The sequence below is a fragment of the Chryseobacterium binzhouense genome (assembly GCF_007474545.1).
Taxonomy (GTDB): Bacteria; Bacteroidota; Bacteroidia; order Flavobacteriales; family Weeksellaceae; genus Chryseobacterium; species Chryseobacterium binzhouense.
Genome location: NZ_VKOG01000002.1, coordinates 217,867 through 231,168, shown reverse-complemented (window position 1 = coordinate 231,168; position 13,302 = coordinate 217,867). Strand labels below are relative to the sequence as shown.

General features: G+C 35.6%; 11 protein-coding genes and 2 tRNA genes. 8 read left to right on the top strand and 5 right to left on the bottom strand.

The window, feature by feature from the left end; translation table 11 throughout:
• Positions 1–420 precede the first annotated feature (420 nt).
• Both FNE73_RS06805 and FNE73_RS06800 read right to left on the bottom strand, forming a co-directional pair.
• Positions 421–495 (bottom strand) — tRNA-Pro (locus FNE73_RS06805).
• A 13-nt stretch (positions 496–508) separates the two neighbouring features.
• Positions 509–593 (bottom strand) — tRNA-Ser (locus FNE73_RS06800).
• A 136-nt stretch (positions 594–729) separates the two neighbouring features.
• On the opposite strand from FNE73_RS06800, the gene FNE73_RS06795 reads away from it, so the two are divergent.
• The 4 genes from FNE73_RS06795 to FNE73_RS06780 all read left to right on the top strand — a co-directional run bounded on the left by FNE73_RS06795 (position 730) and on the right by FNE73_RS06780 (position 5,213).
• Positions 730–1,752: an N-acetylmuramoyl-L-alanine amidase gene (locus FNE73_RS06795; RefSeq protein WP_143884012.1), complete on the top strand. Its 1,023-nt coding sequence runs from the start codon at positions 730–732 to the stop codon at positions 1,750–1,752.
• Between the two features lie 82 nt (positions 1,753–1,834).
• On the top strand, positions 1,835–3,235 hold the full coding sequence (gene aspA / locus FNE73_RS06790) for an aspartate ammonia-lyase (protein WP_143884011.1): 1,401 nt from the start codon (positions 1,835–1,837) through the stop codon (positions 3,233–3,235).
• 89 nt (positions 3,236–3,324) lie between these two features.
• A complete protein-coding gene (locus tag FNE73_RS06785) occupies positions 3,325–4,179 on the top strand; it encodes a glycosyltransferase (RefSeq protein WP_143884010.1) in 855 nt (284 codons plus the stop codon).
• On the top strand, positions 4,176–5,213 hold the full coding sequence (locus tag FNE73_RS06780) for a hypothetical protein (RefSeq protein ID WP_143884009.1): 1,038 nt from the start codon (positions 4,176–4,178) through the stop codon (positions 5,211–5,213). Before FNE73_RS06785 ends, FNE73_RS06780 begins: the two co-directional genes overlap by 4 nt.
• Here FNE73_RS06780 and FNE73_RS06775 read toward each other — a convergent pair.
• The 3 genes from FNE73_RS06775 to FNE73_RS06765 all read right to left on the bottom strand — a co-directional run bounded on the left by FNE73_RS06775 (position 5,206) and on the right by FNE73_RS06765 (position 8,218).
• Entirely contained in the window at positions 5,206–6,681 is a 1,476-nt protein-coding gene (locus FNE73_RS06775; protein WP_143884008.1) for a lipopolysaccharide biosynthesis protein, read from the bottom strand. The two genes, FNE73_RS06780 and FNE73_RS06775, sit on opposite strands and share 8 nt — an antisense overlap.
• Before the next feature lie 2 nt (positions 6,682–6,683).
• Positions 6,684–7,481 (bottom strand): FkbM family methyltransferase, encoded by a 798-nt coding sequence (locus FNE73_RS06770; protein ID WP_143884007.1) that lies wholly within the window; start codon positions 7,479–7,481, stop codon positions 6,684–6,686.
• 65 nt (positions 7,482–7,546) lie between these two features.
• Positions 7,547–8,218, bottom strand: coding sequence for a DUF2461 domain-containing protein (locus FNE73_RS06765; RefSeq protein WP_143884006.1), 672 nt, complete (start codon positions 8,216–8,218; stop codon positions 7,547–7,549).
• A 266-nt stretch (positions 8,219–8,484) separates the two neighbouring features.
• Here FNE73_RS06765 and FNE73_RS06760 point away from each other — a divergent pair, with 266 nt between their 5' ends.
• The 4 genes from FNE73_RS06760 (at position 8,485) to FNE73_RS06745 (ending at position 13,291) form a co-directional block, all read left to right on the top strand.
• On the top strand, positions 8,485–10,179 hold the full coding sequence (locus tag FNE73_RS06760) for a DEAD/DEAH box helicase (protein WP_143884005.1): 1,695 nt from the start codon (positions 8,485–8,487) through the stop codon (positions 10,177–10,179).
• Positions 10,180–10,331: 152 nt separating this feature from the next.
• Entirely contained in the window at positions 10,332–10,970 is a 639-nt protein-coding gene (locus FNE73_RS06755) for a DUF47 domain-containing protein (protein ID WP_143884004.1), read from the top strand.
• A gap of 15 nt (positions 10,971–10,985) precedes the next feature.
• Positions 10,986–12,125, top strand: coding sequence for an inorganic phosphate transporter (locus tag FNE73_RS06750; RefSeq protein ID WP_143884003.1), 1,140 nt, complete (start codon positions 10,986–10,988; stop codon positions 12,123–12,125).
• A gap of 161 nt (positions 12,126–12,286) precedes the next feature.
• Positions 12,287–13,291, top strand: a complete 1,005-nt coding sequence (locus FNE73_RS06745; RefSeq protein WP_143884002.1) for an LLM class flavin-dependent oxidoreductase — start codon at positions 12,287–12,289, stop codon at positions 13,289–13,291.
• Positions 13,292–13,302 lie beyond the last annotated feature (11 nt).

The window sequence follows — 13,302 nt, the reverse complement described above, 5'->3', positions numbered from 1 at the left end:
AGGAGATTTTGGCAGAAATTAAAGATTATGAAGATCGATTATCTCACACGCGAGACCTGCTTGCTACTCGTCAGATTGAAGCTGAAGACTATAGAGAAATGAAATCAGTCTATAGTTCAAAGATTTCTGCTCTGGAAGCAAAGCTAAATAGAGTTAATTATGATTCAGATAACATTCAAGACCTTATAAAACAAGGAATTAACAAGATAATTGAGATAGAGAAAAATGTAATGAAAGGAGAACTTGCAGAGATATCAAAAGATATTGGTTCAATTTACCCTGAAAAAATCATTTTTTCAGAAAGCCAAGTTCGAACCGCTCGTCGAAACGATTTTATACAACATATCAACTTGATAAACAAAAAGTTATATACAAAAAAAAACGGGACAAAAGTAGATTTTTCTACTTTGTCCCGTGAAGTCGGGGCGGCAGGATTCGAACCTGCGACCTCCTGGTCCCAAACCAGGCGCGATGACCGGACTACGCTACGCCCCGAGTAAATAAAATGCGGAGGGTAAGGGATTCGAACCCTTGCGACACTTTCGCGTCGACAGTTTAGCAAACTGCTCCGTTAACCACTCCGGCAACCCTCCTTTTTTATTTATATTTTAAAGATCTTTGTTCTGTTATTGCGAGTGCAAATATAGAATAGATTTCTTTATTTACCAAATAAATTACAAGAAAAAATTGCGTATTTTTACGCTAATAAACAATTGAAATTTTAGACAAATGCGTAAAACATTATATATCATCGGCTTAAGTGTTTTTGTGTTTTCGTGTGCTCCTCAGAAAAGTACCAAAAAAACGACTTATCGTCCGAAAACCGCAGTGGCACAAGCTAAACCCATCAATACTGCGGCGGCTGAACAAAAGGAGAAACCTAAGATTACAAAAGATCACGGAATAGAGTTTTATACTACCAATATTGCAGATATTACCAAGAATGATAATACCGCAAGCTACGGATCAATTGTATCTGCCAAACCTGCAGGTTATAACGTTGTAAAAACATATTTTCCCGCTGTTGCGCAAAATTTCAGACAGAAATATTTGATTCTTCATTATACTGTTTTACCGGATGATAAATCCATAGAAGTACTTACCAAGCAAAATGTAAGTGCGCATTATCTTGTGAATAATCTGGGTGACAACGAAATTTATCAGCTTGTGGATGAAAATAAACGTTCTTATCACGCGGGAGTGAGTGCGTGGAGATCAGATAAGAATCTTAATGACACTTCTATTGGAATTGAGATTGTAAATTCTGGCTACAAGAGCGATGCAACGGGAAAAAAAATATTTCAGCCTTTTAGTGATGAGCAAATCAAAAAAGTTGCTGCTTTAGCTAAAGATATTGTGGTAAGATATAATATTGCTCCAACCAATGTGCTGGCTCATTCTGATATTGCTCCTACAAGAAAGCAGGATCCTGGTCCTCTTTTCCCTTGGAAAAAGCTTTATGATGAATATCAGATCGGAATGTGGTATGATGAAGCGGTAAAGCAGACCTTCATGGTTTCTGCCGAAGCAGATCTTCCTGCACGATACAATGATACTGCTTTCATTTTCCTGGTTCAGACTGCACTTCAGAAATTCGGGTACGATATTTTTCCGAACGGAAGATGGGATGATGCAACCAAAAAAACAATTGAGGCATTTCAATATCATTTCCGTCCTCAAAATTATGATGGAATAATGGATGCTGAAACGTGGGCAATTCTTCAGGCATTAAATCAAAAATATTCAAAATAAGGGTAAGACAGAGAGTGAAAGTTAAGCTGTGATGCTTTTTAACCTCAATCTCAAAGTCTAACTTTAATTCAATTTTATTGACATGGGAAATTTCAGAAAAGAAAGTGATCTTTTAGGAGAATTAAATGTTCCTTCAGATGCTTATTTCGGAGTTCAGACTCAAAGAGCTATAGATAATTTTAAAATTTCGGGACAGCTTCTGTCTTCTTATCCTGAATTTATCAGAGGACTTGCTTTTGTAAAGAAAGCAGCAGCAAAAACCAACTATGAATTAGGTCTTTTAAGTGAAGATTTATACTTCAACATTGCCGAAACCTGTGATGAATTGATAGCCGGTTTATTGCACAGTGAATTTCCGATAGACATGATTCAGGGAGGAGCAGGAACTTCAATCAATATGAATGCGAATGAAGTCATTGCAAACCGTGTTTTGGAAAAACTGGGAAAAAATAAAGGTCAATATGAATTTTGCTCGCCCAATGATCACATCAATCTTTCGCAGTCAACCAACGATGCATATCCTACGGCAATCAAGCTGGGATTATTGCAGATGAATGAGAATCTGGTAAAAAAACTGCAGAATATTGTAGAAGCATTCCGGGAAAAAGGAAAGGAGTTCCGTAATGTTATAAAGATGGGACGAACTCAGCTTCAGGATGCGGTTCCGATGACAATGGGACAGGAATTTGAAGCATTTGCAGCTACTCTGGAAGAAGATATCTCAAAATTGAATAACAATGCTAATCTTTTTGTAGAAGTCAATATGGGGGCAACTGCAATCGGCACGGGAATTAATGCTCCCATTGGTTATGCGCAGCTTTGTGCAGCAAATCTTGCAGCAATTACTGGCTATCCTATTGTTTCTGCTCCTGATTTAGTAGAAGCTACTCCAGATACAGGTTCGTATGTAATTTATTCTTCTGCGATGAAGCGTTTGGCTGTTAAATTATCAAAAATCTGCAATGATCTGAGATTGCTTGCTTCGGGTCCGAGAGCGGGTCTTTCAGAAATCAATCTTCCGCCGATGCAGCCGGGTTCTTCCATTATGCCCGGGAAAGTAAATCCGGTAATACCGGAAGTGGTTAATCAGGTTTGTTTTAAAATTATAGGAAATGATCTGACCGTAACTTTTGCAGCAGAAGCAGGACAGCTGCAGCTGAATGTCATGGAGCCGGTTCTTTCTCACGCAATCATGGAAAATATTCAGTTTTTGTGTAATGCGCTGGATACACTTCGTGAAAAATGCGTAGTAGGAATCACCGCAAATAAAGAAGTTTGCCTGAATATGGTAAGACACAGTATTGGAATTGTAACTGCCCTCAATCCTTATATTGGATATAAACAATCCACAGAAATTGCAAAAGAAGCCCTTGAAACTGGTAAAAGTGTTTATAATCTTGTTCTGGAACATGGGTTGCTTTCGCAGGAGAAATTAGACGAAATCCTTGATCCTAGGAATATGCTTACTCCTCATTATAAATAATACTAACGGTAATTGATCAATGATTATTGATGAAGTTCAAGTGCTGAATATTTATCATTTATCAATTTTTATTCATCATTCATTTTGTCTTGAAGTTTTTAATCATAATTCCGGCACACAACGAAGAAAAAAACCTTCCGTTTACTTTAAATTCCTTACAACAGCAAAGTTATAAGGATTTTAGAACAGTGATTGTAAATGATGGTTCAACTGACGGAACATCTGATGTTATCAAAAATTATACTGAAAATGACAACAGATTTTACAGTATTAGTCTTGAAAAATCGGCTCATCAGCCTGGCTCAAAAGTGGTTGCTGCTTTCAAAAAAGGTCTGGAAACACAAAATCCGGACGATTTCGATATAATCTGTAAGTTCGATTCAGATGTAATTCTTTCGGAGAATTATCTGGAAACAGTAAAACAGGCTTTTCATAAAAATCCTGATTATGGTTTGGTTGGAGGATTGTTATATGTGGAAAAAAATGGAGAATGGATATATGAGGGAAACTCAAATAAGCATCATGTACGCGGTCCGATGAAAGCTTATCGCAAAGAATGTTTTCAGCAAATGGGCGGTCTGCGCGAAACGCTCGGTTGGGATAATATTGATGCCATTCTTCTGAAAAACTTAGGCTGGAAAGAAGTAGTGATTCCTGAATTACATGTAAAACTTATTAAAGTAAAAGGTGCAGATTACACCATAAAACCCGCCGATTATTATGGGAAGTACTTTTATTTTTTAGGTCTAAACCGTTTTCTGACGTATGTCGCAGCAGCAAAAGAGGCAGTGAAAATTAAATCGCCATCATTTTTAATGAAAATTATCAGCTCTTACGAGAGATGTAAATCTCAGAATCTTGAGCTAAGAATTTCCAAAGATGAACAGAAAATAATTAATCAGGAACGGTGGAATCAGTTTAAGAAGAAATGGTTGAAATTTTGAAAAAAATAGCCTACATAGAAATTGATACCCACGCTGAAATTGCTGAGGATTTTATGGATTTAATGGAAGATTCAAAAGAATTTTCTGTAGATTATTATTTTTCAGAAAAGATCAAAAACAGAATTTCAAGAACTTCTGATGGTATTTTTTTATCAGATCATTCGATGATTCTTAATCAGCTGAAACGAAATAAATACGATCTGGTTATTATCGGAACTGCTCACCGTTATTTCAATACTTTTTTGTCCATTACAAAAAAATACAAAACCGCTGTCATTGTTCATAATCTCAATTTTTCTAAAATTTCTTCATTAGCTTTGTTTAAAAATATCTTTAAAGAAGATGTTGTGTATAGGCTTAAGCTTTTGTTAAAAGAAGGTTTGCTGAGTGCGGCAAAAGTGTACAGCAGTGCAAATTGTCTTTTCGTTTTAGACGAAAATCTATTGTTAAAAAATCATCAGTTTCTGCCTCTATTTTATACCAGAAAATATGCCAAGACTGAAAATAAAGCTTTAACGATTGTGATTCCGGGAGGAGTTTCACAAAAAAGAAGAGATTATCATCATATTATTAGCGTTATTAAAAACTCAGAAGAAGCAAAAAAAATAGAATTTGTTTTTCTGGGTAAAGCTTCGGGCGCAGAATTGAAGGAAATTCTTGATTTAAAACGTGAGGTTGAAGATGTTAATATCACATTCTTTACCGAACGCATTTCTCAGCAGGAATTTGAAATCTGGATGAAAAAAGCTGATCTTATCTGGTGTCCTATTCAGCAGGAAACAGAGTTTTTCAGTCAGAAGGAGAGATATGGGCAAACCAAAATGACCGGTAATATTGGCGATGCCATTAAGTTTGGTAAAGCTGCCGTTTTCCCTCAAAATTATTCTTCAGATTTAGAATTTATTTTTCCTGAAAAAGAAAATGTAATTCAACAGTTTTATGACTTGAGAAAAATTCAGTTTGATTTTCAGGAAAAATTTAGCAAAAATCAGATTCTTAAGAAATTGGAGGGAAAACTCTCCCGAATTATTTGAATTTAAGGATACTTCTTATAAATTTCATATTCACATATTGTTCTACCGGGAAAATTTTAGTAAAATAATTTCCGATGAAGATGAGCAATAAAACTACCGCTGGTTTGTATACCATGTTGATGAAATTGTTCTCAAAAACGGGCAAAACGATCGCAACTGTAATTGCCAATGTACAAATTATCGAAACAAAGATCATTTCAATGGAAAAAGGTGAAACCTTGAATACAAAATAATTAAAAATAACTTTTATCAGATTATAAAGACTTACCGAAATCGCGGTCGACAAAGCAATTCCGATCAGTGAAAGCGCAGTGTAGTTGATGAAATACCAGTTAAGTCCAATGGTTAGTCCTGCTAACAGTAGCATTACGATAATATTAAATTTATAATATTTGGAAAGCGAGATAATGTTTCCGTTGAAACCGGTCGCCAAATCCATCAAAACTGCAGAACCCCAAATCCAGATTACAGGTTCATACATTCTGAGTGCATCTCCTTTATTGGGCATAAAGTGAGTGAGATACGGAAACCCAACCATGATACAGCCAAATAAAACTGCTCCCAGAAAGTAAATTGTCAGTGAGGTTTTTTTGTGAAATCTGTCAAGCTCTTCCATGTCTCCATCCGCTAAATTTTTTCTGATAAGAGGTGCGGAAATATTAAATAAACCCAGCTGCGGAATAGAAATCAGAGAGATTAAAGCTAATAAAATACTGTAAATCGCAATTTCTTCTTCACCGATAAATTCACCAATCATATAATTATTAATCGCCATGTGATTGCCGAAAGTTCCAAGGAAACCAAAAAAACTGTAAGACGCAAATTCTTTATAGAAGTTATCTTTTTTGAAATAATCCCTGTTGAAATCAAGATGTACTTTTTCAAGTTTGTTGGTGTAATAAATATATCCTGAAAGCATTAAAGCAAACATACCGAAGAAAAATGCCAGTGCAGCCTGTTCAGAAAACTGAAAGTAAAAGAAAAGGCAAAATGCACCCAGATTCGCCAGTTTAGGCAAAAGATTATCAAAAATATTAGAAACAACAATTCGCTTATAGTTGGAAATATATTTATTGAAGACCGCACACAAAGAGAGTATTAAAACAAGAGGAAGAATGTATTTCTTACTCTCCCAGATTTTCATCTTAGTAAACTCAGGGAAAAATTGCGGGATAAGAAAAAAAACAGCAAGAAAAACCACAAAATTTACAGATACTAAACCCAGGGAAAGGGATAGCATATTTTGATGTTTTCCATCTTCGTGAGCTTTTCCGAAAAACTTTACATTGGAATACGAAATGCCTAAAACAACAAAAGGAACCAGCATTTCTGCTGCCGACATAATGTATCTTAAAGTTCCGTAAAAAAAGAGATCATTGGTGAAAATGAAAATAGAAAACATCCCGATAAGGGTTGCTGTATATCCAATGAGTGAATATTTAAAACCTTGTCTTGCAACTACACTCATATTCAGGATTGTTGTTTTGGAATGAAAATGATGTTGTTGATGTATTCGGTTTTGTTTTTTTCGTCCTGAATATTTCTGAGCAGGATTTCTTCCGTCAGTAATTCAGGTGTGAATGTTTTTCGGTTTAAGTAATGCGCTTCAAATCCCCAGCTTTTAACTTCTTCAATTTCTTTCCAGATGGGGTTTTGGTGATGTCGCTGTTCCATTTCCACCATCAGAACGGGCTTAAACTTCCGAATCGTATTTTTTCCTCCGATTAATGTTTTCATTTCATTGCCTTCTACATCAATTTTAATAAAATCTAATCTTTCTACGGGGTTTGATTTTATCCAATCATCCAGTTTTACCACGTCAACGATTTCGGTGTAGCTTTTTTCTTCGCCTTTTTCTTTATAGGAAGTGTTAAGTGTTCCTCTGGAAGCAACTGTTTTTCCTTTAATAACCGGAACTTTAAATTGGGCAGTTGTATTTTCATCAGAAAGTGCAGCCGAAGAAATTTTCATTTTAGGAAAAAGTCTTTTCAGTCTGATGTTTAATTTTTTGTTAGGCTCAAAACCGTAAATATTCTTGTGGTTCAGCTTATTTTCAAACTGATAAAGAAAAGTTCCCACATTGGCTCCAATATCGAAAACAACAGCGTCTTTGCTTAGAAAGTCTTTTATCCATACCAGTTCAGGTTCTACATTTCTATCCGAAAAGTTCTCTTTACTGAGGTTTTTTAAATTCTTAAAATATCTCTGCTTATAGAAACTGGGACTTATATATTGCAGATTTTCTGCTAATTGCTGATATAAAGACATTCGATGGAATTTAAGCTTGCAAAATTAAGGAAAAATGATGGTCTGTTTGTAGAGGTGGTTAATTTTTATCCGTTTTCGATTGCATTTTCCAGAAAATCGTTCAGAGGCTTTGCAGCTGAAAATACCGTGGAGAATTTTTGAACAGCATCAGGATGAGACACTTCTGTGTCGGATAATCGGTGAATACCAATGAAGCTTTTTAACTTTAGATATTCCGACATAGGATCTTCTTTTTCAAAACCCTGCGGCACTTTTTTTAGTTTGTCTTCCTGATCCAGTTCGCCAAAATGTTTTTTAAAGTCATTGTTTTCTATAGCTTTTAAAAAATCATCTTTAAACAGAGATATTTCTTTTCTTATTGATTTTAAAACGGGTGATTCCGGAAGATAGATTCCGCTTGCCAGAAAAGATTTTCCTGGTTCTATATGAATGTAATGTCCGGATTTGCTCCCGTTTTTTCCCATTCCGAAAGAAGCTCCGAAATTGATCTTGTACGGAGTTTTATCTTTTGAAAATCTTGTATCACGGTAAATTCTGAATAGGGATTTTTTAGGATCTGCCTTTAGGATATTTTTATCAAATTTTCCCAACTCGTTCATCAGCGCTTCTATAAAATCCTGAAAATCAGATAAGGCTTCTGTATAAAGTGTTTTGTTTTCGTTGAACCATTCACGGTTGTTGTTTTTTTCGAGATGACGCAGAAAATCAATTATTTTAGCAGAAATAAAAGTTGCCATTGGTTTTTTAATCAAAGATAGATAATAAATATGAAATGATTGGATGATGTTTTTATCAATTCATAATTCATAAGGAAATTTTGATTCTCATTTAGACGGCAATTATTGTTGAAAAATTTTTAAATTTAAAATAAAAAAATTGTGGTTTTTCTGTATTATTTTGAAAATGATTATGGTTTTACAAATTAAAATTATCAATTCGTTAATATTATATAATCTAATATTCAAATAAATATTGTATCTTTGCAAAAATTTTATAATATTTAATGAATTTATTTACGGAGACCAATTTAAGTCCTGATTTACTTAAGGCAATTGGCGAACTGGGTTACGAAAGCCCGACAGAAATCCAAAAACAGACTATCCCTTTTATTCTTTCAGATATTCGCGACTTGATCGCACTTGCGCAGACAGGGACAGGCAAAACAGCAGCGTTTTCGCTTCCGATTTTGGATATGATTGACGATACGAGTCGCAAAATCCAACTTTTGGTGCTTTGTCCGACACGGGAATTATGTCTTCAGATTACGAAAGACATCAAAAATTATTCAAAATACATGCAGAACATCAAAACTACAGCAGTTTATGGTGGTAGCAGTATTATGGATCAGATTCGTTCTTTAAAGGAAAAACCGCAGATTATTGTAGGAACTCCGGGAAGAGTGATTGATTTGATTAACAGAAAAGCTTTAGATTTTTCTGCAATTCACTGGCTGGTTTTAGACGAAGCAGATGAGATGCTTTCAATGGGGTTCAAAGACGAATTGGAAACGATCATGAGTGAAACTCCTGAAACTAAACAGACTTTCTTATTCTCTGCTACGATGAGCAAAGAAGTAGAAAGAATTTCTAAGAACTATCTTACAAAACCTCACAGAATCTCAGTAGGTTCTATTAACGAGGTTAAAAAGAACATTAAGCATGAATATTATGTTGCAGGTTACCGTCAGAAAAAAGAAGCTCTGAAGAGACTTATTGACGCTAATCCTAACCAGTATTCTATCATTTTCTGCAGAACAAGAATGGAAACTCAGGAAGTTGCCGATTTCTTGATGCAGAATGGTTATGCAGCAGATGCGCTTCATGGCGATCTTTCTCAGGCGCAGAGAGATACGGTGATGAAGAAATTCAGACTGAAAAATATTGATATTCTGGTTGCTACCGATGTTGCGGCAAGAGGTTTAGATGTAAATTCTCTTACGCACGTAGTGCATTATTCTTTACCGGATGATCCGGAAGTTTTCGTACACAGAAGCGGAAGGACAGGAAGAGCAGGTAAAGACGGTATTTCAATTGCATTGATAAAGCCTGAAGAAAGCAGAAAATTGAAGCAGATAAAATCTGTTACAAAAATAGAAATCAACGAAGGTAAAATTCCTACCGGTGAAGATATCATAAAAGCACAGGTTGGAGGAGTTTTTGAAAGTCTTTTTGAAGTACACGAAGATTTCTTTGAGTTTGATGATTCATTGATCCCTGATTTGTCGGCTTTTTCAAAAGAAGAATTGGTGCACAAATTACTTCAGTTCCAGCTAAAAGAACTTGCTTTGTACTATAAGGACAGACATGATCTGATAGAGCAAAAACTAAGCAGCAGAGATGATGACAGAGGTGGAAGAGGAGACAGAAGAGATCGTGACAGAGGCAGAGACCGTGACAGAGGAAGGGATCGTGAACGTGGCGAAAGAAGAGGCGGTAAGCCAAGACAGCGCGACGAAAACATGACGAGATTTTTCTTTAATCTTGGTAAAAAAGACCAGCTGAAGAAAATTGATGTTCTTGAAATTATCAATAAAGCAACTTCAAGCAAAGGAAACAAGCGTGCTGAAATCGGAAATATTGAGATTCTTGAAAAATTTTCATTCTTTGAAGTGGAGAAATCATTTAAAGGAGAACTTTTAGGAAATATTTCTTCAATGAAGTTTAAAGGAAAGGAAATGAGAGCTGAAGAGGCTAACTAAACATTTCTGAAGATATATGAAAACCGGCATCACTGCCGGTTTTTTGTTTTCGGGGATAATATCACTTCAATATTAACAAAAATTAATGTTGGAAGCTTCATTCAACAATCCTTTTTTAAGAAATTTGCACTCGAAATTTATAAACACTATATATGGGAATTGGTAATATTTTCCACGCTTTTCAACCTAAAGATAAAATTTTCTTTGTGCTTTTCGAGAAAGTTACTGATAATCTGGTTGCTATGTCTAATGAGTTTAATCACGGAATCAAAGATTTTGATCTGAACGATGATTCTATGCTTAAGCTGATGAGCGATTATGAGCACAAAAATGATGAGCTTACCCACGAGATTTTCGTTGAGCTTGGAAAAAATTTCATTACACCTTTTGATCGTGAAGATATTCACACTCTGGCTACAGGTCTTGATGATATTGCAGACTATATCTATGCTTCGGCAAAATATATTTTCCTTTACAAGTCTCCGAGAATGAAGGCTTATGCTGATTTCTCTTTGCTGATCCACAAAGCATGTCTGGAAATTCAGAATGCTATGAAAAATCTGAAAGGATTCAAAAATATGGAGCAGGTAAAAGAAGCTTGTATCAAAGTAAATTCTATTGAAAATATTGCGGATGATCTTCTTTCTAATTCTATGGTAGAATTGTTTGAAACCAACGATGCGATCAACATTATTAAAGTTTCATCTGTATTGAATTATCTTGAAATAGTAACCGATAAAGCAGAAGATGTTGCCAACACGATTGAGAACATCATGATTAAGTACGCATAAAACAAGATAACAAAAATGGAATTTCCTATTTTACTTACGGTTATTATTGCTTTAGCCTTAATCTTCGATTATATCAATGGTTTTCACGATGCGGCAAACTCTATTGCAACCATTGTTTCTACAAAAGTTCTTACGCCATTTCAGGCGGTACTTTGGGCGGCTGTATGGAATTTTGCAGCATTTTTTATCGCAGCTTATGTTATCGGAGAGTTTAAAATCGGTAATACGATTGCCAAAACCGTCAACGAAAATTTTATTACGCTGGAAGTGATATTTTCCGGACTGATTGCTGCAATTGCATGGAATCTTCTCACATGGTGGTTTGGTATTCCTTCATCATCTTCCCATACCTTAATTGGCGGATTTTTGGGAGCAGCTTTAATGCATGCTTTTATGATGGACTATCATGATGTAGCTTCTGCATCACCAGAGCTTGGTTTTTTTGAAACGGTTAAAGAAGCTTTCACTCAGTTAGCTCAGCAGAATGTTGTGAAATTTAACAAGGTAATACCTATTTTCCTCTTTATATTTCTTGCTCCGATTATCGGGATGGTAATTTCTATCATCATTACCCTGATTATTGTGCATATTTATAAGAAATCTAATCCTCATAAAGCTGATAAAGCCTTCAAAAGAATGCAGTTGGCGTCTTCGGCTTTGTTCAGTTTAGGGCATGGTCTTAACGACGCACAGAAGGTAATGGGTATTATTGGTGCTGCATTGATCTATTATCACGTTAATATGCTTCAGGATCCTGTTTATCTTCAGATTCCTACTGCTGAGCGTTTTAATTATTTTTCAGAACATTATATGTGGGTACCTTTGGTTTCCTTTATTGCAATTGCATTGGGAACGATGAGCGGAGGCTGGAAAATTATTAAAACTATGGGAACTAAAATTACCAAAGTAACTCCATTGGAAGGGGTGAGCGCGGAAACTGCGGGAGCGATTACGCTTTTTATTACCGATCACTTCGGGATTCCGGTTTCTACTACCCACACGATTACAGGTTCTATTATCGGGGTCGGTCTTACTAAAAGAATTTCAGCGGTACGTTGGGGAATCACGGTAAGCTTGCTTTGGGCATGGGTTCTTACCATTCCAATCTCGGCAATTGTTGCAGGGCTTACTTATCTTGCTGTGACGATGTTTTAAAAAGAAATCTAAATTTAAGAATATTTAATGTGCTGATGTTATTTAAACATCAGCATTTTTTCATCAATAGTTTTTCCCTGAATGTCTCATCAATCCTATCAATTACAAAAAGTAACTAATGTAAATAAATAGTTTTACATTTGCTTTTCAAATAGAATTACATGAAAAATTTTGAAATATCAGTATTGGATCTTGCGCCGGTAAAGCAGGGCAAGACTGTTCACGATACTTATCAGGACAGTTTATCTTTAGCAAGGCACGCTGAAAATTTAAATTATAAAAGATTCTGGCTTGCCGAGCATCATAATATGGAAAGCATTGCAAGTTCTGCCACTTCTGTTTTGATTGGTTTTATTGCCAACGGAACGCAAAAAATAAGAGTCGGATCAGGAGGTATTATGCTCCCTAATCACAGTTCACTAGTGATTGCCGAACAGTTCGGAACATTAGAATCGCTTTTTCCCGGAAGAATAGACCTTGGCTTGGGAAGAGCGCCCGGAACGGATGGTTTAACGGCTCAGGCTTTAGGAAGAAATCCGGCAATCATCAATGAGCAGTTTCCAAGACAGATTTTAGAATTACAAAAATATTTTTCTAAAGAGAATTCGGATGCATTGGTGCGTGCAATTCCGGGAGAAGGTTTAGATATTCCTTTATATATTTTAGGCTCAAGTACTGACAGTGCTTTTCTTGCGGCAGAATTGGGGCTTCCTTACGCTTTTGCAGGACATTTTGCACCGGAACAGATGGAAATGGCTTTCAATATTTACAAAGAATATTTTGAACCGTCAAAATACCTGGATAAACCGTATATTATTGCCTGTGTAAACGGAATTGCTGCAGAAACCTCTGAAGAAGCACAAAAAATTTCAACAACTTTGTTTCAGGCTTTTATCAATATTATCAGGAATGACAGAAAGCCTTTTGCGCCGCCCGTTGATGATATGGACAGCATTTGGTCACCTATGGAAAAATCTATGGTATTACAGAAATTAAAATTTACCCTTATCGGAAATCAGTCTGAAATTGAAGCTAAGCTGCAAGGTTTTCAGGAAAGATTTAATGTAGATGAATTGATGATTAATTCTCATATTTATGATCATCAAAAAAGATTAGGGTCTTATGAGATCATCCAAAAAGCAAAAGACTCATTATTTGGCTCATAAATGATATTACT